The 22638-nt window shown below is 74.4% G+C and carries 23 protein-coding genes; 6 read left to right on the top strand and 17 right to left on the bottom strand.

Going from position 1 to position 22638, the window contains the following annotated elements:
• Nucleotides 1-63: 63 nt before the first annotated feature.
• The 7 genes from fabG to ACI79W_RS06445 form a co-directional block, all read right to left on the bottom strand.
• Nucleotides 64-1413 (bottom strand): 3-oxoacyl-ACP reductase FabG, encoded by a 1350-nt coding sequence (gene fabG / locus ACI79W_RS06475; protein WP_456561258.1) that lies wholly within the window; start codon nt 1411-1413, stop codon nt 64-66.
• Nucleotides 1410-2711, bottom strand: coding sequence for an AI-2E family transporter (locus ACI79W_RS06470; RefSeq protein WP_456561249.1), 1302 nt, complete (start codon nt 2709-2711; stop codon nt 1410-1412). The genes fabG and ACI79W_RS06470 overlap by 4 nt, the downstream gene beginning before the upstream one ends.
• Before the next feature lie 50 nt (nt 2712-2761).
• The gene (locus ACI79W_RS06465) at nt 2762-3160 is read right to left on the bottom strand and encodes an ankyrin repeat domain-containing protein (RefSeq protein ID WP_456561248.1); all 399 of its coding nucleotides are present in this window, start codon (nt 3158-3160) and stop codon (nt 2762-2764) included.
• A gap of 103 nt (nt 3161-3263) precedes the next feature.
• The gene (locus ACI79W_RS06460; protein WP_456561247.1) at nt 3264-4016 is read right to left on the bottom strand and encodes a dienelactone hydrolase family protein; all 753 of its coding nucleotides are present in this window, start codon (nt 4014-4016) and stop codon (nt 3264-3266) included.
• Nucleotides 4017-4091: 75 nt separating this feature from the next.
• Nucleotides 4092-4610 carry a hypothetical protein gene (locus ACI79W_RS06455; RefSeq protein ID WP_456561246.1) on the bottom strand — a complete coding sequence of 173 codons (519 nt, stop codon included), beginning with the start codon at nt 4608-4610 and terminating at the stop codon, nt 4092-4094.
• On the bottom strand, nt 4607-5194 hold the full coding sequence (locus ACI79W_RS06450) for a hypothetical protein (RefSeq protein ID WP_456561245.1): 588 nt from the start codon (nt 5192-5194) through the stop codon (nt 4607-4609). Before ACI79W_RS06450 ends, ACI79W_RS06455 begins: the two co-directional genes overlap by 4 nt.
• 38 nt (nt 5195-5232) lie before the next feature.
• A complete protein-coding gene (locus tag ACI79W_RS06445) occupies nt 5233-5700 on the bottom strand; it encodes a PPOX class F420-dependent oxidoreductase (protein WP_456561244.1) in 468 nt (155 codons plus the stop codon).
• Nucleotides 5701-5788: 88 nt separating this feature from the next.
• On the opposite strand from ACI79W_RS06445, the gene ACI79W_RS06440 reads away from it, so the two are divergent.
• Nucleotides 5789-7108, top strand: coding sequence for an AI-2E family transporter (locus tag ACI79W_RS06440; protein WP_456561243.1), 1320 nt, complete (start codon nt 5789-5791; stop codon nt 7106-7108).
• A gap of 111 nt (nt 7109-7219) precedes the next feature.
• Nucleotides 7220-8167 (top strand): proteasome assembly chaperone family protein, encoded by a 948-nt coding sequence (locus ACI79W_RS06435; protein WP_456561242.1) that lies wholly within the window; start codon nt 7220-7222, stop codon nt 8165-8167.
• A gap of 4 nt (nt 8168-8171) precedes the next feature.
• Here ACI79W_RS06435 and ACI79W_RS06430 read toward each other — a convergent pair whose 3' ends face one another.
• From ACI79W_RS06430 to ACI79W_RS06395, 8 genes are all read right to left on the bottom strand, one after another.
• Nucleotides 8172-9476 carry an MFS transporter gene (locus tag ACI79W_RS06430; protein WP_456561241.1) on the bottom strand — a complete coding sequence of 435 codons (1305 nt, stop codon included), beginning with the start codon at nt 9474-9476 and terminating at the stop codon, nt 8172-8174.
• 223 nt (nt 9477-9699) lie between these two features.
• The gene (locus ACI79W_RS06425; RefSeq protein WP_456561240.1) at nt 9700-11358 is read right to left on the bottom strand and encodes a catalase; all 1659 of its coding nucleotides are present in this window, start codon (nt 11356-11358) and stop codon (nt 9700-9702) included.
• Nucleotides 11355-11843 (bottom strand): Fur family transcriptional regulator, encoded by a 489-nt coding sequence (locus tag ACI79W_RS06420; RefSeq protein WP_456561239.1) that lies wholly within the window; start codon nt 11841-11843, stop codon nt 11355-11357. Before ACI79W_RS06420 ends, ACI79W_RS06425 begins: the two co-directional genes overlap by 4 nt.
• A gap of 246 nt (nt 11844-12089) precedes the next feature.
• Nucleotides 12090-12971 carry a formyltetrahydrofolate deformylase gene (purU, locus tag ACI79W_RS06415; protein ID WP_456561238.1) on the bottom strand — a complete coding sequence of 294 codons (882 nt, stop codon included), beginning with the start codon at nt 12969-12971 and terminating at the stop codon, nt 12090-12092.
• Between the two features lie 82 nt (nt 12972-13053).
• Nucleotides 13054-13989 (bottom strand): non-homologous end-joining DNA ligase, encoded by a 936-nt coding sequence (gene ligD / locus ACI79W_RS06410; protein ID WP_456561237.1) that lies wholly within the window; start codon nt 13987-13989, stop codon nt 13054-13056.
• Nucleotides 13986-14954 (bottom strand): non-homologous end-joining DNA ligase, encoded by a 969-nt coding sequence (ligD, locus tag ACI79W_RS06405; RefSeq protein WP_456561236.1) that lies wholly within the window; start codon nt 14952-14954, stop codon nt 13986-13988. Before ligD (ACI79W_RS06405) ends, ligD (ACI79W_RS06410) begins: the two co-directional genes overlap by 4 nt.
• A 1-nt stretch (nt 14955) precedes the next feature.
• Nucleotides 14956-15960 (bottom strand): non-homologous end joining protein Ku, encoded by a 1005-nt coding sequence (gene ku / locus ACI79W_RS06400; protein WP_456561235.1) that lies wholly within the window; start codon nt 15958-15960, stop codon nt 14956-14958.
• 137 nt (nt 15961-16097) lie between these two features.
• Nucleotides 16098-16673: a DUF1360 domain-containing protein gene (locus ACI79W_RS06395; protein WP_456561234.1), complete on the bottom strand. Its 576-nt coding sequence runs from the start codon at nt 16671-16673 to the stop codon at nt 16098-16100.
• 191 nt (nt 16674-16864) lie between these two features.
• On the opposite strand from ACI79W_RS06395, the gene ACI79W_RS06390 reads away from it, so the two are divergent.
• Both ACI79W_RS06390 and ACI79W_RS06385 read left to right on the top strand, forming a co-directional pair.
• Nucleotides 16865-17278 (top strand): hypothetical protein, encoded by a 414-nt coding sequence (locus ACI79W_RS06390; protein ID WP_456561233.1) that lies wholly within the window; start codon nt 16865-16867, stop codon nt 17276-17278.
• A gap of 259 nt (nt 17279-17537) precedes the next feature.
• The gene (locus tag ACI79W_RS06385; protein WP_456561232.1) at nt 17538-17930 is read left to right on the top strand and encodes an STAS domain-containing protein; all 393 of its coding nucleotides are present in this window, start codon (nt 17538-17540) and stop codon (nt 17928-17930) included.
• A 109-nt stretch (nt 17931-18039) separates the two neighbouring features.
• Here ACI79W_RS06385 and ACI79W_RS06380 read toward each other — a convergent pair whose 3' ends face one another.
• The gene (locus ACI79W_RS06380; RefSeq protein ID WP_456561231.1) at nt 18040-19047 is read right to left on the bottom strand and encodes a DNA topoisomerase IB; all 1008 of its coding nucleotides are present in this window, start codon (nt 19045-19047) and stop codon (nt 18040-18042) included.
• 58 nt (nt 19048-19105) lie between these two features.
• Nucleotides 19106-20926 carry a SpoIIE family protein phosphatase gene (locus tag ACI79W_RS06375; RefSeq protein WP_456561230.1) on the bottom strand — a complete coding sequence of 607 codons (1821 nt, stop codon included), beginning with the start codon at nt 20924-20926 and terminating at the stop codon, nt 19106-19108.
• A 289-nt stretch (nt 20927-21215) separates the two neighbouring features.
• Between ACI79W_RS06375 and ACI79W_RS06370 the strand changes: the two genes are divergently transcribed.
• On the top strand, nt 21216-21644 hold the full coding sequence (locus ACI79W_RS06370; RefSeq protein ID WP_456561229.1) for an ATP-binding protein: 429 nt from the start codon (nt 21216-21218) through the stop codon (nt 21642-21644).
• A complete protein-coding gene (locus ACI79W_RS06365) occupies nt 21641-22567 on the top strand; it encodes an RNA polymerase sigma factor SigF (protein WP_456561228.1) in 927 nt (308 codons plus the stop codon). The genes ACI79W_RS06370 and ACI79W_RS06365 overlap by 4 nt, the downstream gene beginning before the upstream one ends.
• Nucleotides 22568-22638 lie beyond the last annotated feature (71 nt).

Here is a 22638-nt window from a genome sequence, read left to right as displayed (position 1 = left end):
GTGTGCGCTGGCGCCCACTTCTCAGTCCTGGAAGTGGGCGCCAGCGCACATCGTCCGGTCCTCTCAGGCCTTCGGCCCGCCGGCGGCGTAGACGACCTGTCCGGAGACGAAGCCGGCGCCCTCGCTCACGAAGAACGACACCAGGTGCGCGATGTCCTCGGGCTTGCCGGTGCGGGCCACCGGGATCTGGGAGGCGGCGCCCTTGATGAAGTCGTCGAAGGGGATGCCGATGCGGTCCGCCGTGGCCTTGGTCATCTCGGTCTCGATGAAGCCCGGCGCGATCGCGTTGGCGGTGACGCCGAACTTGCCCAGCTCGATGGCGAGGGTCTTGGTGAAGCCCTGCAGGCCCGCCTTCGCCGTCGAGTAGTTGGCCTGGCCGCGGTTGCCCAGCGCCGAGGTGCTGGACAGGTTGACGATCCGGCCCCACTTCGCGTCGATCATGTGCTTCTGCGCCGCGCGGGTCATCAGGAAGGCGCCCTTGAGGTGCACGTTCATGACGATGTCCCAGTCGGACTCGGACATCTTGAACAGCATGTTGTCGCGGAGCACGCCTGCGTTGTTGACCAGGACGGTGGGCGGGCCGAGCTCGGCCACGATCCGCTCGACGGCGGCCTCCACCTGCGCGGCGTCGCTCACGTCGGCGCCGACGGCCAGCGCGCGGCCACCGGCGGCCTCGATCGCCTCGACGGTGCCCTTGGCCGAGCCCTCGTCCAGGTCCAGGACGGCGACGGCGAAGCCGTCCTGCGCCAGCCGCTGGGCGGTGGCGGCGCCGATGCCGCGGGCCCCGCCGGTCACGATGGCCACGCGGGGTGCCGTGGTACCTGCCTCGGTCATGTCGTTCCCTTCGTCTCGGATGCCGGCGGTCACCGGGGCGGACGGCCCCGGCGCGCGGCGAGCTGCGCCCGACACGTTACGGCCGCCGGTTGCGGCCGCCGTCACAAGGTCCACCGGCCCGTGCCCGCCCGGGAGCACCCCCGGCCCCGCGGGCCCCTGCCGGACGACGTCCACCCGGTCGAAGCCCTCGTCGGGCGACGGCGGCACGAACCGGGCCCGGGTGGCGTGGATGCCGACGAGCGGGACGCGGGCGCGCCCGGTGCGGGCGTCGTTGCGGGCCAGGCAGACCTCCGGCGGGGTGTCCAGCCACACGGCGCGCACCGGCACCCCTGCGTCGCGGGCCAGGGCGATCAGCGCCGCCCGGTCCTCCCGCGCCGGGTGGGTGTTGTCGACGACGACGCTGCGCCCGGCGGCGAGCAGCTCGGCGACCAGCCGCTGCTGGCGGGCCTCGCGGCGCCGGGCGTTGGGCCAGTGGTCCTTGCTGACCACGTGGTGGGTGCCGGCCAGGTGCTCCGCCACCCAGGTGCTCTTGCCACTGCCCTGCAGGCCGACGAGGACGACGAGCTCCGGCGCGGTCAGGACCGCCCCGCCGGGGTCGGCGTCTCCTCCTCCGAGTCGGCGGCCGCCGACCGCCGGGAGGGGTGGTGGTGCAGCCGCCGCATCGACGCCAGCGCGGCGTGCCGGTCGGCCATCCGCCGCCGGGCCCGCATGGTGCGCGGGGCCCGCGGCTCCTCGCGGAGCAGCGCGTCGAGCCAGTGGCCCCGCGGGTCGACGTCGACCATGAGCGCCTTGACCAGCAGGGTCAGCGGGATGGCCAGCAGCGCACCGAGCGCACCCAGGACCCACCCCCAGAACAGCAGCGCCACGAAGGTCACCGTCATGGACAGGCCCACGGAGTCACCGACGAAGCGTGGCTGGACGAGGGTCTGGACGACGAAGTTGAGCAGCGAGTAGACGACCAGGATCGCGACGAAGTCGCCCCAGCCGCCGGCGAGCAGCCCCAGCACCGCGGGCGGGGCGACGCCCAGCAGGAAACCGATGTTCGGCACGTAGTTCGTGATGAAGGCGAGCAGGCCCCACAGCGGCGCCGCCGGCACGTCGAGCAGCGCGAGGGCGATCGTGTCACCCACCGCGACGATGGCCCCGAACACCGTGCTCACCAGCAGGTAGCTGCGGGTGCCGCGGGTGAACAGCGTCATGGCCACCGGCAGGTGGGGGCGCTCGGCCCCGATCAGCGCCAGCCGCCGGCCGAAGCCGCTGCTCTCGATGGCCATGAAGACCAGCGCCGAGAGCAGGAGGACCAGCGTGGTCGCCGCGTCGGTGAGCCGGCTCAGCAGGTCGGTGGCCAGCCCGACCAGCGAGCCGTAGTCGATCTGCTCGACGAGGTCCGACAGCTGCCCGGAGACGATCCCCCGGCTGTTGAGGTCGTCGACGACGTCGTTGATCAGCACCTGTGCCTGGTCGGCGTAGTCCGGCAGCAGGGCGGCGAACTGGGCGACCGAGGCCACCAGCAGGGCGACGAAGGCGAGCAGCACCGCCCACACGAGCACGAGCAGGACCGTCGTCGCCAGCCAGCGCGGCGCACCCATGCGGCGCAGCCACCGCTGCACCGGGGTGAGCGCGATGACGACGACGAGGGCGAGGAAGACCGGCGCCACGAGCCAGGCGACCGCCTGCAGGCCGGCGATGGCGATGGTGGCCGCGGCGGCGCCGCCGACCAGCAGCAGCCAGCGGGGCAGGCCCGGCTCGGGCCTGGGCAGGGGTACGCCGACCTCCGCCCCGGCGGTTCGCGGTGCGCCGGCCGGTCCCGTGCCCTGCTCCTCCGGCCGGACCAGCGGCGGTGGCCCCGTCTCCGGTCGGTCACCACGTGCTGCCACGCCCGTCTCCCCCTCCGTCGCCCGCGGCCGCACCGGTTGCCCCGAGCCCGTCAGGCCCGGGTGTCCAGGAGCGCGGTCATGGCTGGCAGGTCGAAGAACGCGGCGGTCTCCCGGGCGCTGGGCCCGCCCGCGTCGGGGTCGGCGCCGGCGGCCAGCAGGTGCTGCACCGTCCCGGCCGACTGCTTGAACACCGCCGCGGCCAGCGCCGTCTGCCCGCGGTCGTTGGCCCGGGCGTGGTCGGCGCCGCGCTCCAGCAGCGCCGCGACCGTGCCGCTGTGGCCGTGGTAGGCCGCGAGGATGAGCAGGGTGTCGCCCTTGTCGTTGGTGAGGTCCACCGGCACGCCGGCGTCCACGTACGCGGAGAGCTCGTCGGTGTGCCCGCCGCGGGCGAGGTCGAAGACCCGCCCGGCGAGCTCGATGACTCCGGGATCGATCGGCTGGCCGCTCACCCGACCCAGCGTAGGAGACCGTCGGCGCAGGGGTCCGCGCGCCGGTCGGCCGCCGCCACGGGACGTCGGCCGCGGGCACCGGGCGCCCGCGGCGCAGGGGCTGTCACACCCGGGCCACGCGGTCGACGAGGGCCAGCACGTGCTCCCACGCGTCGCGGCAGGCGTCGGCCCACTCCCCGTGCGCCCGGTCGAAGAAGGAGTGCGGCGCCCCGTCGTAGACGGCGACGTCGACGTCGGCCCCCGCCGCCCGCAACCGGTCGGCCAGGGCGAGCTGCTCGGCCACCGGGGTCGCGGTGTCGGCGCCGGCGACGAGCAGGACCGTGGGCAGGTGCGCCCGGTCGGCGGCGTCGCCCACCAGCGCCGGGCGACCGTAGAAACCGGCGCAGCCCGCGAGGTCCAGGTCACCGCCGGCCAGCCGCCACGCGTGGCTGCCGCCGAAGCAGAAACCGACCGCCACCACCGGCAGGTCCGCGCCGGCCCGCTCGCGCAGGTGGGCGATGGCAGCGTCGACGTCGGCGTCGATGCCCTCGTGGGTGGTGCGCGGGATGTGCGCCTGCCAGTCGAAGCCCTCCGGCCGGACGCCCTCCGCGCACACCCCCGCGGTCCGGCCGAACCAGTCGATGGCCACCGCGGCCAGGCCCGCCTCGGCGAACCGCTCGGCCAGGGCGACGTAGTAGGGGTGCAGCCCCCGGATGTCCGGGAGGACCACCACCCCCGCCCGGGCGCGCCCCCCGGGCAGTGCGGTGGCGGCCGAGAAGGTGGTGCCGTCGGCCGCCGTCAGCGTGCCCGAGGTGCGCTCCCCCACCGGGCCGGTGCTCGGCGGGGCCGGCGGCCGGCTGTCCTGGTCGTGGCACATGCGGCCTCCCTCGATCGCTGCGGCGGTGCCCGACACCATCCTGGCGGGGCGGTCGCCGCGCCGCCCGGCGGGCGCTCAGCCGCGGAGCAGGACCGCGACCCCCACGCAGGCCGCGGCCCACAGACCGCTGGCCAGGGTGCCGACGATGAACCGCTCGGCCGCCGCCGGGGCGCGCAGCTCGGAGAACCGGCCCAGCCCCTTGACCGCGAGGACGACGGCGAGCCCCTCGGGCCAGCCGACCAGCAGCGTGGCGGCGATGGCACCGCGCTCGAGGACGCCGATCCACGCGCCGCCCCTGAGGATGTCGGGGTCCTGCGGCCCCCCGGAGACCCCGGTGGCGGCCGGGTCGGCGGCGTGCAGCACCGCCGTCGCGACCGGCCCCCCACCGACGACCGCGGCCAGGGCGGCGAGCGCCGCACCGGCCTGCACCGCGCCGGGCCCGCCGTCGGCCGGCCAGGCGATGGCGGCGGCGACCGCGAGCGACCCGACGAGCGCGACGGCCCCGGTGGCGCCCGTCCCCCGCTCCCCGCGGAGGGTGAGGACCAGCCCGGCGAGGCCGACCAGACCGAGCAGCAGCAGGACGGCGACGCTCATCCCGCCGCCCGCTGCAGCAGCCGGGCGGCCGTCGGCCGCAGCTCGCGCTCCAGGTCCCAGGAGGCGGCAGCCAGGCGCTGGCCCACCGCCTGCCGCGAGATGCCCAGGACCGCGGCCGCCTCGGCCTGCGTCCGCCCGCCCTCGACCAGTTCGATCGCCTCCCACGCCTGCTCGCTGCGGCGGCCCACCAGCACCGCCAGCGCGCCGAGCACCGCCTGCGCATCGGCGGCGTCGGAGGCTACCGCCCCGCGGACGGCCAGGTGCACCGATCGCTGCTTGGCCGCGTCGACGGCGCGCCGGGCGCACAGGAAGGCGGGCCCGGCTGCCGCCCGTGTGCTCGGCGGCAGCGGCTGCTGGGCGGCGCCGGCCCCGATGCCGATGCTCCACCCGCCCAGCCGGACCAGGCGCAGCGCGACGTCCACCGCGGCCTCGGGCTCGGCGAGCACCCCCTGGAACTCGTCGCCCGCCGTCCGCTCGAAGGCCAGCAGCGTGCCCACGTCGGCGTTGAGCTGCGCCAGGACGTCGGCGACCCGGTCGGGCCCGCGCCGGCTGGCCCGCTGGTCGACGGTCAGGACGTACACCATGAGGAAAGACTGGCACCTTTCCTCGACCGGAGCAAGCCTCAGAGCTTGTCGGCGACCGCGGCCGGGAAGCCGCCGGTCGCGATCGGTCCCCAGGACGTGACGGTCACCCGGAGCAGCGCCTTCCCCTGGCGTTCCATGGCGGCGCGGTACGCGGCCCAGTCGGGGTGCTCCCCGCTGATGGACCGGTAGTACTCGACCAGCGGCTCCAGCGCCTCGGGCATCGCGAGCACCTCTGCCCGGCCGTCGAGCTGCACCCACGGACCGTCCCACTCGTCCGAGAGCACGCACAGCGAGACGGCCGGGTCGCGCCGTGCGTTGACCGCCTTGGCGCGCTGCGGGTAGGTCGAGACGACCACGCGGCCCTCGGCGTCCACCCCGCAGGTGACCGGCGAGAGCTGCGCACCACCCTCGCGCCGGCGGGTGAGCAGCACCGCGCGGTGGCGCTCGCGGAGGAACTCCAGCAGGGACTCCCGGTCGACCCGGTCGGCGGTCGCGATCTTCGGCATACCCGCACGCTACGACGCCGGTGTGACGACCGTTTCCCGCCCGGTCGGTCGCGTGCATCTGTGCTGAGATCGGCGCATGAGGATCCGCTTGCCCGGTCGCACCGACACGCCACCGGACGAGACCGCCGACGAGGTCGAGCCCGACCAGCCGACGCCGGGGTCCGGCGTCCGGCCGGCGACGCACGCCCCGGCACCCACCACCGAGCGCGGGGAGCGCCTGCGGCGGGCGAGCCGGGCCGTGGCCGTCGCCTCGGCGGAGCTGCTGCTGATCGTCGGCGGGCTGATCGTCGTCGGCTACGTCGTGGGCAAGCTGTGGGTCGTCCTGCTGCCGGTCGTGCTGGGCCTGCTGTTCACCACGGTGCTGTGGCCCCCCACCCGCTTCCTGCGCAACCACGGCTGGCCCTCGGCGCTGGCCGCCCTCACCGTCCTGCTCACCTTCTTCGCGGCCTTCGCCGGGATCATCGCGCTGATCGCGCCGCCCGTCGTCCAGCAGGTCGAGGAGCTCGCCGACGGCGTCAGCGTGGGGCTGGAGCAGCTGCAGGACTGGCTGACCGGGCCACCGTTCAACCTGGGCGAGGAGCAGATCGGCAACGCCGTCGACCAGGCGATCAACACCATCCAGGGCAATGCGCAGAACATCGCGCAGTACGCCGTCACCGGCGCCACCGCCATCGGCAGCATGCTGATCAACCTGGTGCTGGCACTGGTGCTCACCTTCTTCTTCCTGAAGGACGGGCCCCGCTGGGTCCCGTGGCTGGCCGCGCAGACCGGTCCGCCCGCGGCGCCGCACGTCGCCGCGCTGTCCTACAAGACGTGGTCGACGCTCTCGGAGTTCATCCGCCAGCAGGCGATCGTCGGCTTCGTCGACGCCTTCTTCATCGGCCTGGGGCTGTGGATCCTGGGCGTGCCCCTGGTGCTGCCGCTGGCCGTGCTGACCTTCTTCGGCGCGTTCATCCCGATCATCGGCGCGTTCGTCGCCGGCGGCTTCGCGGTGCTGATCGCGCTGGTCGACAGCGGCTTCACCACGGCCCTGATCGTCCTGGGCATCGTGCTCCTCGTCCAGCAGATCGAGGGCAACGTCCTGCAGCCGATCCTCCAGGGCCGCGGGCTGAACCTGCACGCCGCCGTGGTCATCCTCGCCGTCACCGCAGGCAGCAGCCTCGCCGGCATCATCGGCGCCTTCCTCGCCGTCCCGGTGACCGCGCTCATCGCCGTCTCCTACCGCTACGCGCGCGACCAGCTCGACGGCAAGTCGCCCGAGATCCTCCCCGACGGGACGCGGGCGCAGATCGTCCCCGACGAGACCGGCGCCCACCTGACCCGCGAGCGGGCGGAGGGCTCCGAGGACGGGGACCCGGGGCGGGTCGAAGGCCGCGACGAGGGCAGCGCGGAGCGCGCCCCCCGCTGAGACACCCCACCGGGTGGCCCCCGGCCGCGCGGGAATGCCGCGGGCCGCCCGGCGGCTCTACGGAGGAGCGTGGCCCGCCGTCACGCCGGACCACCCGACAGGAGGTGCCCCGTGGCCCAGCGACCGGAGGACCTGGTCGAGCTGCTCCCCGCGGCCGAGCCGTTCCTCACCCGCGAAGCCGCCGTCGGCGACCCGGCCGAGCGCCGGGGGCTCGTGCTCGTGCACGACCTGGCCGGCGACTTCGACGCCGCTTCCGCCGGCACGCTGGCCGGCGCGCACCTGCTGGCCGAGCTGCCGCACGAGGTGGTCGCCCGCTTCGACGCCGACAGCCTCGTGGACTACCGGGCCCGCCGTCCGCGCATGACGTTCAACGCCGACCGGTACGAGGCCTTCACCGCGCCGGAGATCCTGCTGTACGCCGTCGAGGACGACGCCGGCGAGCCCTTCCTGCTGTTGCACGGCGCCGAACCCGACTATGCCTGGGAGCGGTTCGTCGCCGCGGTCGGCGGCCTGGTCGAGCGGCTCGGCGTCACCTCCGTCGCCGCGCTGCAGGCCATCCCGATGCCGGTGCCCCACACCCGGCCGGTCACCGTCACCGCCCACGCGACGCGGCGGCAGCTGATCGAGTCCTATCCGGTCTACTGGGGCGAGATGCGCATCCCGGGCAGCGTCTCGGCCCTGCTGGAGCTGCGCATGGGCGAGGCCGGGGTGGACGCCTTCGGCGTGGCCGCGCACGTGCCGCACTACCTGGCGCAGGCCACCTACCCGGCCGCGTCGCTGACGCTGCTCGAGCACCTGGAGCAGCTGACCGGGCTCCGCCTGCCGACCGAGTCGCTGCGCGAGGCCGCCGAGCTGCACCGGACCGAGGTGGACGCGCAGATCGCGCGGTCGGCGGACAACGTCGCCGTCGTCGCCGCCCTGGAGCAGCAGTACGACTCGTTCACCGCCGCCCGAGAGGGCAGCGACCTGCTCGGGGGCGGCGGTGAGGTGCCCAGCGCCGAGGAGATCGGCGCGGAGTTCGAGCGGTTCCTCGCCGACCAGGACCGCCGGCGCGACTGACCGGTCAGGGCCGGTCGCGCCGCCGGGCGGTGCTCAGGGCCACCGCCCCGAGGCCGCCCACGACGGCGAACAGGTAGAAGCCCCAGGGGAACGCGATCCCCGCGGTGACCAGCGCACCGGTGAGCACCGGGCCCACGATCGCGCCGATGCGCCCGGCCCCGGCCGACCAGCCCAGCGCGGTGGCGCGCACCTGCGGCGGGTGGTTGGCACTGGTGAAGGCGTACACCAGCACCTGGGCGCTGAAGACGAAGCAGCCGGTCAGGAAGCACATCGCGTACAGGCCCGCGGTGGGCAGCTCCACGGACAGCAGCGCCAGGAACAGCGCGCCCGAGGCGAACCAGACCATGCCGGCGGAGCGCGCCCCGATCCGGTCGGCCACGGCGCCGGCCACCAGCAGGCCGACCACGGCGCCCACGTTCAGCACGAGCAGGAACGCCAGGGAGTCGCCGAGGTCGTAGCCGGCCTCCCGCATGATCGTCGGCAGCCAGTTGTTGAGGCCGTAGACCAGCAGCAGGCCCATGAAGGACGTCACGCCGATGGCGACGGTGTTGCGCAGGTAGCGCGCCGCGAAGAGCGCGCGCACGGTGTCGGTGGCACCGCCGGAACCCTCCGCGGCCGGGGCGACGTCGGCCGCCGGCTGCTCGAGCTCGAGCCCGTACCGGGCGGCCACCTGCTCGGCCTCCGCCCGCCGGCCGTGCGCCAGCAGGAACGCCGCCGACTCCGGCAGCCGGGCGAGCATCAGGGGCACGAGCACCAGGGCGGGCAGCGCGCCGATCACGAACATCCACCGCCACCCGAGCGCGGGGAGCACGACGATGGCCAGCGCCGCCGTCGCCACCGCACCCACGTGGTAGCCGGTCATCATCGTCGTGGTGGCCCGGCCGCTGCGCCCGGCCCTCGTGAACTCGTTGACCATCGCGATCGCCGTCGGCAGGCAGCCGCCGAGGCCGATGCCGGCCAGGAAGCGCAGCACCCCGAACACCAGGGCGTTGGGCGCGAAGGCGCAGAGCAGGGTGAGCACGGAGAAGGCCACGACCGCGCCGATGAGCGCCTTCCGCCGGCCCACCAGATCGGTCAGGGTGCCGATGGTCAGCGCGCCGACCATCATGCCGACCAGGCCGACGGTGATGACAGCGGTCGCGCCGGTGCCGCTGAGCGCCCACTCCTCCGGCGTGCGCAGGGTGGGGATCACCGCACCCACCACCACGAGGTCGAAGCCGTCCAGCAGCACGGCGATCCAGCACAGCGGGGCCACCCAGCCCGCTGCGCGGCGGCTGCTGGTGGCGGTGGCGGTGGGCGCGGAGTCCACGTCGTCCCCTCGGGTCGGCGAGTGTCGTCACACGCTAGGTCCCGGACCGCCGCTGCTCCGCACCGGGCTTCCAGCGAGTGGAAGCCCGCAGACCGCGACGGGCCGCGACCGGGTGCTCCCGGTCGCGGCCCGCTGCGCTGCAGGTGGATCGGAGGACGACCGCACCCGCCGGCCCGGGTGCCCCGCCGCGAGCGTGCGTGCGGCGGGGCACCGAGGCCCTTCGTCAGGCGACGACGACGCGCTCGTTGGGCACGCAGTGCGTCATGACCAGGCCGGTCACGTCGCGCGGACCGTTCTTGCCGAGGTTGGCGGCGCGCTGCTGCTCCTCCTCGGTGAGGGTCTGCGTCTGCAGCGGCGGCAGGGTGCGGACGTCGTCGGCGGTGATGCCCAGCGCGTCACCGACGCGCTGCCCCCACTCGTCCTCGCACATGAAGAAGTGCCAGACCATCCGCTCCTGGATCTCGCGGCGGCACTGCTGCAGGGCGCCGACCAGGTTGGTGACCAGGTCGTCCTTCTCCCACTGCTCGCTCAGCAGGTAGCGCTCGCCGGCCTGCTTGTAGTCGTTGGTCCGCGGGATCCGCTTGCGCGTGAGCCGGCCGTTGATGACCGGGCCCTGCTCGTCGTGCGTGGGGTAGGTGGCCTCGCGCAGGCCGCCGGTGATCGACGGCTCGTAGTTGACGTGCGGGTTGTCGCCCACGTTGTCGCGGCCGTAGGACATCGGGCCGCCCTGCTGGTTCGTGTTCACCGGCACCTTGGGGCGGTTCACCGGCAGCTGCAGGTAGTTCGGCCCCACCCGGTAGCGCTGGGTGTCGGAGTAGGAGAACGTCCGGCCGACGAGCATCTTGTCGTCCGAGAAGTCCAGGCCGTCCACCAGCACACCGGTGCCGAAGGCGATCTGCTCGTTCTCGGCGAAGAAGTCCTCGGGCATCCGGTCCAGGGTCATCGTCCCGACCTTGCGGAGCGGGAAGACCTCCTCGGGCCACACCTTGGTGTCGTCGAGCGGGTCGAAGTCCAGCTCGGGGTGCTCGTCGTCGCTCATGAGCTGCACGTGCAGCTCCCACGACGGGAAGTCGCCGGCGGCGATCGAGTCGTAGAGGTCCTTGGTGTGCGCCCCGAGGGTCTGCGCCTGGACCTTGGCGCCGTCCTCGGCCGTGTAGGACTTCACGCCCTGCTTCGGCAGCCAGTGGTACTTGACCAGGACTGTCTCACCCTGCGCGTTGACCCACTTGTAGGTGTTCACGCCGAAGCCCTGCATGTGGCGGTAGGACGCCGGCAGGCCGCGGGGGCTGAAGACCAGGGACACCATGTGCATGGCCTCCGGGGTCTGGCTGAAGAAGTCGAACGCCCGCTCGGCGACGTTCGCCTCGAAGGTGACCGGGTCCGGCTTCTGAGAGTGGATGAAGTCGGGGAACTTGATCGCGTCACGGATGAAGAAGACGCCCAGGTTGTTGCCGACGAGGTCCCAGTTGCCCTCCTCGGTGTAGAACTTCACCGCGAAGCCACGCGGGTCGCGGGCCATCTCCGAGGAGTCGCGGCCACCGGCCACGGTCGAGAAGCGCAGCGCGACGTCGGTGCGCTTGCCCTTCTCCTGGAACAGCTTGGCCCGGGTGTACTTGGCGACGGGCTCGTCGCCCACGGTGCCGTCGGCCTCGAAGTAGCCGTAGGCGGTCACGCCGCGGGCGTGCACGACGCGCTCCGGGATCCGCTCCCGGTCGAAGTGGCTGATCTTCTCGAGGAACTGGTAGTTCTCCAGGGTGGCGGGGCCACGGGCGCCCACCGTCCGCTGGTTCTGGTTGTCGTAGACCGGGTGGCCCTGGCGGTTGGTCAGGACGGGCTTGCCGGCCTGGCTGGGCGCCGTGCCCTGCGATGCGACGTCGGTCATGCTCCTGCTCCTCCTCGGGTCCCGCGCTCCTCGAGCTGCACGGGTTCGGCGGCGTCCGCGACCTGGCGGTCACGGTTCTGACATGCCCGGCACAGCCCCCAGAACACGACCTCGGCCTCGTCGATGACGAAGCCGGCCGGATCCGAGGGGGCCAGGCAGGGGGCCGCGCCCAGGACGCAGTCGACATCCGCGACCGCGCCGCACGAGCGGCAGACCAGGTGGTGGTGGTTGTCGCCCACCCGCAGCTCGAACAGCGCGGGCGCACCCGCGGGCTCGATCCGCCGGGCGATCCCCGCCGCGACGAACGCCTTCAGGACGCCGTAGACGGCCTGCGGGGACAGCGACGGGTGCACCTCGCGGGCGCCGGTCACGATCGTGTCGGCGTCCGCGTGCGGGCGGTCGGCCAGGACGCTCAGCACCGACAGCCGGGGCCGCGTCACGCGCAGCCCCGCCTCCCGCAACTGGTGCGCCCAGGTCGTCTCCACGCCGCCATCCAACGCCCTTTTCTTGAGCCAGTCAAGAAAAGGACACCCGGCGGTGTGGTGAACGCCGGTCGACCCCGACCGGGTGAGCCGCGCCGCGAGCGCGGGGCCGGCCCCCGGGGGAGCGCGCCGCACCCGCCGGACGATCAGCGGACCTGATCGTGGCGCGTCCTCCCTCACCGCCCACCGTGAGGAAGAACGCTGGAGGATGAGGTCGGCTGGTCGTGGCGCGGCGATCAGGGGCCGCGGTCAGGCGAAGACGATGGTCCGGTCGCCCTCGACGATGACCCGGTCCTCCACGTGCCAGGTCACCGCCTGTGCCAGCACCTGGCGCTCGACATAGCGCCCGACCCTCCGCATGTCGTCGACCGTCGCGCGGTGGTCGACCCGGGCGACCTCCTGCTCGATGATCGGACCGGCGTCCAGCTCGGCCGTGACGTAGTGCGCGGTAGCGCCGATCAGCTTCACCCCGCGGTCGTGCGCCGCCTGGTACGGGTTCGCCCCGACGAAGGCCGGCAGGAAGCTGTGGTGGATGTTGATGAGCCGCTCGGGGAAGCGCGCGCAGAACTCCGGCGACACGATCTGCATGTACCGCGCCAGCACCACCAGGTCGACCTCGCCGACGATCTCCAGCGCCCGCGCCTCGGCCTCGGCCTTGGTGGCCGGCGTGACCGGCACGTGGTGGAAGGGGATGCCCGCCGCGGCCGCCACGGGCTCCAGGTCGGGGTGGTTGCTCACGACCGCGGTGATGTCCGCGCGCAGGTCACCGGCCCGCACGCGGTAGATGAGCTCCTGCAGCACGTGATCGGTCCGGCTCACGAAGACGGCGACGGTCGGGCGGTGCGCGGCCTCCCCCAGCCGCCAGGTGAGCTGCCACTCCCGGGTCAGCTCGGAGAGCCGCCGCTCCAGCTCCGCGCGCCGGCCGGCGAGGCCCGCCAGCACGAATTCCAGCCGCAGGGTGAAGGTGCCGCCGCTCGGGTCGGACGAGTGCTGCTGCGACTCGGTGATGTTCGCGCCGACCTCGGCCATGAGACCGCTGAGGGCGGCCACGATCCCGGGCCGGTCGGGGCAGCGGACGACCAGCCGTCCCAGGTCGGCGGTGCGGGGATCCTGCGGGTCGGCGGCTGACATGGCGGACAGTTTCCCAAAGCCGGGTCCCGGCCCCGTCCAGAGGCTCACCCGAGCCTGCGAGGGGTGAGGAGGACGGGGTCCGTCACCAGGCCGCGGGCAGGGGCGCGCGCCGGGCGCCGGCGACGTCGAAGAGGTCGCCGTACTCCTCGACGCGCGCCAGCACCTGGTCGGTCGTGAACCGCAGCGCGGCCGGGTCCAGGGAGCCGTCGCGAACGGCGTCCACCTCGTCCCAGCCGATGGGCGTGGAGACCGTCGCCCCCGCCCGTGCCCGCAGCGAGTAGGGGGCCACCGTGGTCTTCGCCGGGTTGTTCTGGCTCCAGTCGATGAGCACCTTGCCCGGGCGCAGGGCCTTCTCCATCCGCCAGACGACGTGCTCGGGCGTCTCGGCCGAGAGCTCCTGCGCCAGCGCCTTCGCGTACCGGCTGGGGTGCTCGCGGTCGGCCGGCATCTCGATCGGCGCGTAGACCTGCATGCCCTTCGAGCCGGAGGTCTTCACCACCGGGTCCAGGCCGTCCGCCTCCAGCCGCACCCCCAGCCGCTCGGCCACCTCGCAGCACTCGGCGATGCCGGTCTCCGGGCCCGGGTCGAGGTCGAGCACCAGCAGATCGGGCAGCTGCGGCTCGCCGTCGTCGTCCACCCGCCACTGCGGCACGTGCACCTCGAGGGCAGCGAGGTTCGCCGCCCAGGCCAGGTCGGGGACGTCGGCCAGCAGCACCATGTCCAGCGTCTCGCGGCCCCGCGAGCTGCCGGGGCTCGGCAGCCGGACCCGCCGCACCCACTCGGGGGCGTGCCGCGCGCTGTTCTTCTCGAAGAAGGCCTGACCCTCCACGCCGTCGGGCCACCGGGTGAAGGTGACCGGCCGGCCGGCCACGTGCGGCAGCAGCACCGGCGCGATGCGCACGTAGTAGTCGATGACCTGCGCCTTGGTGAAGCCGACCTCGGGGAAGAGCACCTTCTCCAGGTTCGACACCGACAGCTGCCGGCCGGCGATCTCCACCCGCTGCCTGGCGGGGCTCACGACTCCCTCACCACGTCGTCGGGCTCCAGGTCGTCGCGCACCCCGCGCCAGACCGGGTGCCGCAGCCGGGCGTCCGCCGTCCACACCGCGTACGCGACCTCCCCGACCAGGTCCGGCTCCACCCACTGCGCGTCCCGGGTGACCTCGCGGGGCAGGGCGCCGTCGAAGGGCGGGGTGCGGCGCCGGGTGAGCGACCGCTGGAGGTCCCGGAGGTCCTGGTCGCCGAACCCGGTGCCGACGTGCCCGACGTAGACCAGCCGCCCGTCGTCGTCCGGCACGCCGACCAGCAGCGAGCCGATCGTGCCCGCGCGCCGGCCCTGCCCGGGCCGCCACCCGCCGACGACGACCGACTGCGTGTAGAAGTTCTTGACCTTCCGCCACTCGGGGCTCCGGACGCCGTCGCGGTAGGTCGAGGCGAGCCGTTTCGCCACCACGCCCTCGAGGCCGTTCTCCACGCTGGCCGCCCGCACCTGCGCACCGGAGCCGGGGAACCACGGCGTCAGCACCCACCGGGAGCCGGCCGGGCCGAGGTCGTCGAGGAGCTCCCGCCGCTCGGCGTACGGGCGGCCGCGCAGGTCCGTGCCGTCGAGGGCGAGCAGGTCGAACACCAGGTAGGTCACCGGGGCCGCCGCCGCCAGCCGCGGCACCTCCGGGCCGGTGCGGTGCATCCGGTTCTGCAGGGCACCGAAGTCCGGCCGCCCCCGGGCGTCCATCAGCACGACCTCGCCGTCGACGACGACGTCGCGGCCGGCGAGTGCGGCGGGCAGCCGGGCCACCTCCGGGTAGCGGACGGTGATGTCGCCGCCCTTGCGCGAGGCGAGCACCAGCCGGCCGTCGCGCACCCCGGCGACCGCGCGCACGCCGTCCCACTTGAACTCGAAGCCCCAGCCGTCGTCGTCGGCGGGGAGCTCACCGGGCACGGCGAGCATCGGCAGCGGGAGGCCGGCCGGCTCGGGCGCCGCCACCTCAGGCGCTGCGGCGGGCCCGCTTCACCGGTGGCTTGTCGCCGCCGGCGGCCCGCGCGGTCGTCTTCTCCCCGGCGGCCGCCGCCTTCTTCGGGGCGGCCTTCCTCGCGGCGGCCTTCTTCGCCGGCGCCTTCTCCGACGGCCCGTCGGCGGCGGCCTTCCGCGGTGCGGCCTTCCGCGTCGACGCCGTCTTCTTCGCCGGCGGCTCCGCGGGCGCCTGCTCGGCGGCCCCGCCGCCCCGCGCGCGCTCGACGCTGCGGCGAAGCGCGCTCATCAGGTCGACGACGGCGGCCCCCTCGTCCGGGGCCTCCGCCGGCTGGGCCACCTCTCCCCCGCTCTGCTTGGCCTCCAGCAGCGCGGTCATCGCCTCGCGGTAGTCGTCGGTGAACTGCGTGGGATCGAACTCGGTGGTCATCGAGCCGATCAGGGCCTCGGCCATCTTCAGCTCCTGTGGCCGCACCGAGATGTCCTCGTCGAGGAAGCCGAAGTCGGGCCGCCGGATCTCGTCCGGCCACCGCATCGTGTGCAGCACCAGGACGCCGTCGCGCACGCGCAGCGCCGCGAGCGACTCGCGCTGCCGCAGGGCGATCTTGGTGATCGCCACCTGCCCCGCGTTCTCCAGCGCGTCGCGCAGCAGGACGTAGGGGCGGGCAGCGGGGCCGTCGGGCTCGAGGTAGTACGTCTTCTCGAACATGATCGGGTCGATCTCGCCCTGGTCGACGAACTCCAGCACCTCGATCTCGCGGCGGGTGCTGAGCGGCAGCTCGTCGAAGTCCTCGTCGGTGAGGATGACCACCTCGCCGCTGGGCAGCTCGTAGCCCTTGGCGATGTCGGCGTACTCGAGCTCCTCGCCGTCGATCGAGCACACCCGCCGGTACTTCACCCGGCCGCCGTCGGCCGCGTGCACCTGGTGGAAGCGGATGTCCTTGTCCTCGGTGGCCGAGTACAGCTTCACGCCGATGCTGACCAGGCCGAACGACACGGCGCCGCGCCAGATCGATCGCATGCCGAGCCTCCCTCGCACCCGTTCCGCCGGGCGGTCCCCGACCCGGAGCCGGGTCAAGATCGCAGGATAGGTCCGCCGCGCCCTCCCCGGCAGCGCGAACGACGCGCCGGGTACCCCGACGGGCGACGGCCGGCTCCTCAGCCCCGTTCGGCCGCCTCGTCCTCCGCCGGGGCCAGCGCGCCGTTCTGGATCGAGTCGTACACGAACTGCAGGACGTCGGAACCGGCGACCGTCGTCATGGTGAGCGCGGCCAGCCGGGTGGCCCGGGGGGCGGTCACGTACCCGAAGACGAACGCCGTGCCGACCCACTGGGCCAGGCAGAAGGGGCAGGTGAGCAGTTCGCCGACGGCGTGCTTGACGCCCCCGTGCTCCCGCACCTCCTCGGCCACCTCGGCGTGCCCCGACGTCCCCTCGTAGCGCACGAACGGGGCCCGCAGCGGGCTGGTCACCGGATCCTTGGCGATGCGGCGGGCCAGCCGGAAGGTGGCGATGGTGAGCAGCGCGACGTCGCCCAGCGGGATCCGTTCGGGCAGCTGCTTTCCCGCGGTCCGCACCGCCGCGGCGCCGCCGACCACCAGGCCCGCGTAGACCCCCATGGCACCCAGGTCGCCGGCCAGCGGCCGGGGCTCCCCCTGGGTGTACTCGCGCTTCTGGGTGCGCGCCCACCGGCGGAGGGGTGCCCCGACCCGCTGGACCTCGTCTGCGATCGCCATGGCCCCCCGCTACCCCGCGGGCGCGCTCCCATGCCGCCCCCGAGGGCGCAGTGCTGCGACCCACAGCGGCGCATGGCCGCCGGGGACCCGGGTAGGGCGGGGGTCCGACGCCGGTCCCCGGCCGGCGCGGCGTCCCCCGAGCGACGCCGACACGAACCACGAGCGCACCCGCGCAGAGACGGAGGCACCGCATGACGCAGCCCGAGGGCCAGACCGCGCGCGACATCTTCCCCGAGGACGACGGCATCCCCGAGGTGTCGCAGGACGACTCCCCCACCATGGATCGGGCGGAGGACCCTCAGTTCGAGCCGCTGCCCGGCGAGCGGCCCACCGCCACCACCGACTTCGGCACCACCGCCTTCGAGCAGTCCGAGGGCGAGCCGCTGACCGAGCGGCTGGAGCGGGAGCTGCCCGACGACGCGCTCGACGTCCGGCCCGCCGAGGACCCGGAGCGCGCCGACGCCCAGCTCGAGCAGGACACCTCCACCACCCCCGAGAGCGACTCGGGCACCAACCGCACCGCCGACGACATCGAGGCCACCGCGGACCTGCCCGTGGGCGGCGAGGGCCCCGAGGAGTCCGCCGTCCACGTCACCGACGGCTGACTGCTCCTCCGCACGCCACCGACCCGCCCCGCGGAGGCCGCCCCCACCGGGTTGCCTCCGCGGGGCGGGTTGGCGCGCGCCCGGCAGGTTGTCTACGTTGGGTCCGCGGTTCAGCAGGCAGCCGCGACGTGCTGGACCCGTGTCCGGCGCGCGACACGTTCGACCACCGCGAACGGGGGCCCCACGGCTCCCGGTGCCGCAGAGCGGTAGATTGTCCGGGCGGCCCGTCGTCCGGGTCCGCCGAGAGGAGCCACTGTCCGTGACCACTTCCGACCTGCCCGCCGAGGGGCAGCCCGACGTGTCGACCGAGGGCACCGAGGCACCCTTCGACGACGTGATCACGCTGTCGACCTCCACCGACGAGGACGGCGCTGTCACGGTCACGGTCGTCGGCGAGGTGGACACCTTCACCGCTCCCGTGCTCCGTTCGACCCTGGACAGCCAGCTCGAGCAGCAGCCGCGTGAGCTGGTGATCGACCTCTCCGGTGTCCAGTTCCTGGGCTCCGCCGGTCTCGCCGTCCTCGTGGAGACGCAGAAGTCCGCCCGCAGCCGCGAGGTCCCCCTCCGGCTCATCGCCACCACGCGCGCCGTCACGCGGCCGCTCGAGGTGACCGGGCTGATCGACCTCTTCACGATCGCCGACGCCCGCTAGAAGGAAACACCACCTCGTCCCCCGCACCCTTCCCGAGCTCAGGGCGGGTCCCGGGACGGGGCCGGCCGAGGGCCTCCGCCGCACAGCGCGGCGGGGGCCCTCGTCGTCCTCAGGCCGAGAGCAGCCGGCAGACGGCCTGCTCGAGCACCTTCTGGGTGTCCCGGTCGGCCTCCGCCTCGTCCGCCTCCTGCAGCGCTTCGGCGACCGTCTCCCCGTGCTCGAACCGGTCCACGACCCGGGGGTCCACGTAGCTGGCCTTGCAGACCGCGGGCGTGTTGCCGAGCTGCTCGCTGACCTGCTTGTAGGCGGCGGTGACGACCTTCTTCCGGGCGGTCTTGGACGCCGGCGGGGGCGCCTCGGCCAGCGCGGCCGCCATGAGCACCGTCGCCGTCCACGTGCGGAAGTCCTTGGCGGAGATCTCCGCGCCGCTGATCTCCTTGAGGTAGGCGTTGACCTCGGCGCTGGTCACGTCGTGCCACCCGCCGTCCTGGTCCTGGTAGGCGAGCAGGTCCTCACCGGCGTCGGCGGGGCGCTCCAGCAGCTGGCGGACGACGGTGGCGGTCGGCCGGTCGGTGATCTCCACCTCGCGCTCGATGCCGCCCTTGGCGACGTAGGAGTAGAACGTCCGCTCGCCGCGCACCGACACGTGCCGGCGCTTCAGCGTGGCCAGGCCGTAGGTGCCGTTCTCCTCCTCGTACTGCTCGCTGCCGACGCGGAACGCGCCGAGGTCCAGCAACCGGATCGCGGTGGCGAGTACGCGCTCGCGCGTGAGGCCGCGGGTGCGCAGGCCGGCCCGCACCGCGTCGCGGACGTCGGGCAGCTGGCGGGCGATCTCCAGCACCCGCTCGTGCTTCTCCGCGTCACGCCGGGCGCGCCACTCGTCGTGGTAGCGGTACTGGCGGCGCCCGGCGGCGTCCACCCCGGTCGCCTGGATGTGCCCGTTGGGCCAGGGGCAGATCCAGACGTCCTTCCACGCGGGCGGGATCGCCAGCGCGCGGATGCGGTCGAGCCGGTCGTCCTTGATCAGGCTGCCGTCGGTGTCGTAGTAGGCGAAGCCCCGCCCGGCCTTGCGGCGCCGGTAGCCGGGGCCGTGCACGTCGCTCCGCCGCAGTCTCACGGGCGGTCAATGGGCACCACGGGCGTTCCGCAAACGCCGCGGTACGCGGGGTCACACCTCAGCGGAGGTCCACCAGCCCGTCGAGGCCGCTGATCTCGAGCACGTGGCGGGTCACCCCGCCCTCCGGGGCGAGGACCGCCAGGCGCCACGACTCGTCGCGGGCGATGCGCGCCATGGCCAGCACGACGCGGACGGCCGCGCTGCTGAACAGGCCGACCCCGCCGAGGTCGAGCTCCATCGGCATGGCACCGCCGTGGCTGGCCTCCAGCATCCGGATGCGCAGCTGCTCGGCGGCGGTCGCGTCGATCGCTCCGGCGGCCCGCACGACCGGGCGCGGGCCCTGGCGGTCGACCACCACGTCGGCGCCCTCGACGACGCGGTGCGGGTCGACCTCCTCGTCCGGGGTCCGCCGCAGCCGGAAGCTCAGCCTCACCGTCGTCCCGTGGTCCTCGACGAGCGTCACGCCGTCGACCAGTTGGCGCATGATCAGCAGCCCGCGTCCCCGGTCGCCGGGATCGCGGTCCGGCGGGCGCCAGGTGCCCTCGTCGTGCACCGTCACGGTGAGGACGCCGTCGACGTCCACCTGGGCGGTCACCGACATGGGGCCCGGCTCCGTGCCGCGGTAGGCGTGCTCGGCCGCGTTGGCGCACGCCTCACCGACCGCCACCATGACCCCGACCCGGTCCTGCTCACCCATGCCCAGCTCGGTCAGCCAGGCGTTGAGCCGCCGGCGCACTCCGGGCAACGCCGACGGCACCGCCGGCAGGTCCAACCGCAGCGCCTCGTGGCTGGTCGCCCGCCGGTGCGCGACCAGGACGGCCACGTCGTCCAGCCAACCGTGCGGCCGGCGCACCCCTTCGGCGATCGCCCCCGCGAGCCCGGCCGCCGCCTCGACGTCGAGGGCGGCGGGCTCGTCCAGCTCCGCGCGCGCGGCCGCGCCGAGCCGCTCCAGCGCCTCGGCGGGCGGCTCGTCGAGGCCGGTGACCGCCCCGTTGGAGAAGAGCACCAGCGTGGCGCCCTGGGCCAGCTGCGTCTCGTGCACCGGAGCAGCCGCCCCGGGGAGGCTGCCGAGGGGTGGCCGGGGGGTCACCGCCAGGAAACGGCTCGTCCCGTCCGCCTCGACCACGAGCGGTGCGGGATGCCCGGCCGCGCTGTACACGAGGTTGCCGCTGGCGGCGTCGAGCACGCCGTAGAACACCGACGTCCCCTCGACGTCGTGCATCTGGGCCGCGAAGGCGTCCAGCGCGCCGAGCACCGCCACCGGCTCGGGGTTCCCGAGCAGCGTCGAGCGCAGCGCCCCGCGCAGGCGGCTCATCGCACCGGCGGCGGCCACCCCGTGCCCGACGGCGTCGCCCACCACCAGGGCGACCTGACCCTTGCCGAGCGGGACGGCGTCGTACCAGTCACCCCCGGCCGCGGAGAGCTCGGTCGCGCGGTGGTAGCTCCCGGACAGGACGACGTCGGGCAGCATCGGCAGCGCCGGCGGGAGCAGCGCCCGCTGCGCGCGGTGGACGTCGTCGGCCGCCAGCGCCTCGATCAGCAGGAGGGCGCCCGGTCGGCCGTCGATCGCCAGGGGCCGCGCCGTCGCCGTCGCCAGGGGGCCCTCGGGGCCGAGGGACCCGCTGAGGGTCTCCACCTGCCCGGCGCGCACGGCGGCGTCGACCAGGTCGGTCAGGGGCCGGCCGGAGAGCTCCGGCAGTCCACCACGGCCCGTCTCCAGACCTCGGGCGCGCGCGTTGGCCCACAGCGGTCCCGCCGCGTCGGCCGTGAGGCAGAAGAGCGCGTCGGGCGCGGACTCCAGGGCAGCGAGCAGCGCTGCGGAACCCTCGTCCAGGGCGCCGTCGGGAGGAGGTGGCAGACTGCCGGAACCGGTGCTCATCTCCGGCCAGCAAACAGCAGGGTCCCGGAGGCGGCAACCGCGTGCCGGGGCCGCGGAACCGGTGGTCCGGGCCAGGTTTCGCGGTCCACGAGGTCCGGGTAGGCAGACATCTTGTGCACCGACCGGTCGGCCGGTCCGCGCCCCCACCGGAGGCAGGGCCACCCGGCACGGAGCACCGCCGCGGCTCGAGGGTCGAGCGCGCCGGGAACGAAGGAGCGGACGACGGATGGTCGACTCGAGGGGCCCCCTCGCGCAGGACGGACGGCGCGCGGAGCGACTGGAGCTGCGGGTGCCCACCACACCGACCCAGCTGCCCGCGGTGCGGGCCATGGCCGGTGACCTCGCGATGCGGATGGACTACGACCTCGACGCGATCGAGGACCTCCGCCTCGCGGTCGACGAGGCCTGCGCCACGCTGTCGACGATCGTCCTTGGCGACGCGCCGCTGACCGTCGTCTTCGAGACCACGCGGGCCGGCCTGCACATCAGCGCCTGGGTGCCGACCGCGGACGGCACCGAGGTCCCCACCGACGGCTTCGGCTGGGCCGTGCTCGCCGCGCTGGTCGACTCCGTGGAGGGCCGCCGGGCCACCGAGGGCGAGATGCCGGGCGGCCACGGCGGCGACGTGCCGGTCGCGGTCATCTCCCTCGCCAAGTACCTGCCGGGCCAGCACCCGGCCGGGGTGGGCAGCGGCGACAACCTCTCGGTGGCCCGGTGAGCAGGTCGGCCGCCGCCGACTCCGTCGAGGAGGAACCACTGGACGCCACCGACGGCAAGCCGGTCGACCCCCGGGCGGACGTGCCGGTCGAGACCCCGGAGCAGCCCGCGCCGGGCGGACCGGCCACGGATGCCGGTGAGCCCGACGCCCCTCCGCTGTCGGAGAACCGGCGCCGGGCCGAGCGCACGGCGCCGCTGTTCGCCGAGCTCGCCACGCTGGAGAAGGACGACCCGCGCCGGGAGCGGCTCCGGGAGACCCTGGTCGAGGAGCACCTGCCGCTGGTGCGCCACTTCGCGCGCCGGTTCAGCAACCGCGGTGAGCCGTTCGACGACCTCCTGCAGGTGGGCACGCTCGGGCTGATCGCCGCCATCGACCGGTTCGACCCCACCCGGGGCGTCGAGTTCCTGTCCTTCGCCGTCCCGACGATCACCGGCGAGATCAAGCGGCACTTCCGCGACCAGGGCTGGTCGGTGCGCGTACCGCGGCGGTTGCAGGAGCTGCACCTGTCGCTGAACGCCGCGGTGGGCGAACTGGCGCAGAAGAACGGCCGCGCGCCGACGCCGTCGGAGCTGGCCGAGCACCTGGGCATCCCGCGGGCCGAGGTGCTGGAGGGCCTAGCGGTCGCCAACGCCTACCGGAGCAGCTCGCTGGACGAGCGGCTCTCCGGCGAGGACGACTCCCCCACCCTGGCGGCGACGCTGGGCGAGGAGGACGCCGCGCTCGAGGGCGTGGAGTACCGCGAGTCGCTCCAGCCGCTGCTGGCCACCATCCCGGCCCGCGAGCGCCGCATCCTCATCCTGCGGTTCTTCGGCAACATGACCCAGTCACAGATCGCCGCCGACATCGGCATCTCGCAGATGCACGTCTCGCGCCTGCTCAGCCAGACCCTGGCCAAGCTCCGCGAGGGGCTGCTCAAGGACTGAGGGAGGGCCTCCCTGGCCCCCGCACCTCGCACGCTCGGCGCGGGCCCCTGCCAGGGAGGCCGGTCCAGCAC

It is taken from the genome of Blastococcus sp. SYSU DS0533 (assembly GCF_054050775.1).
Note: the sequence above shows the minus strand (reverse complement) of the source record. Positions and strands in the feature narration are given on the sequence as shown.